The 436-nt window shown below is 64.9% G+C and carries 1 pseudogene; it reads right to left on the reverse strand.

Features of this window, described 5'->3' with window-relative positions:
* Positions 1–418, reverse strand: a pseudogene (locus EN807_RS32680) (hypothetical protein); the annotation flags it as partial.
* Between the last annotated feature and the right edge of the window lie 18 nt (positions 419–436).

The raw sequence follows: 436 nt of genomic DNA on the forward strand, positions 1-436 counted from the left end.
GGTTGAGGCCAAGCTGCAGGTCCGAAATCTCCTTCAGCGGCGAAGAGTCGGGGATACGCCGATAGAGCGCGATGGCGCCTTCGCCGTCCTTCAACTGTTCGGCGACGGCGGCGAGCTGCACGAGGGCCGCGTCGCTGTCCGGCTTCAGGGCCAAGGCATATTGCAAATAGAGGCGCACGAATGGCTCGCCGCCGCCACGGTTGAGCGCGGTGGCAAGATCGAGCAGGATTTCGGAAGCACCGTCGGACGGACCGGACACGAAGGGCGCGATCTTGTCGCCCTTGCTTATCCTGGCGCGTAAGGCGACGATTTCCAGCTTGCCCGGCGAAAACGCCTCGGCCTGGTCGAGCACCGAGATCGCCTTGGCCTTGTCGCCCTTGCGGGCCAGGAATGAGGCATAGGCCTGCGCGTTGCGCATCCAGGTTTCAGGCGCCGC

The organism is Mesorhizobium sp. M5C.F.Ca.ET.164.01.1.1, from assembly GCF_004792125.1.
GTDB lineage: Bacteria > Pseudomonadota > Alphaproteobacteria > Rhizobiales > Rhizobiaceae > Mesorhizobium > Mesorhizobium wenxiniae.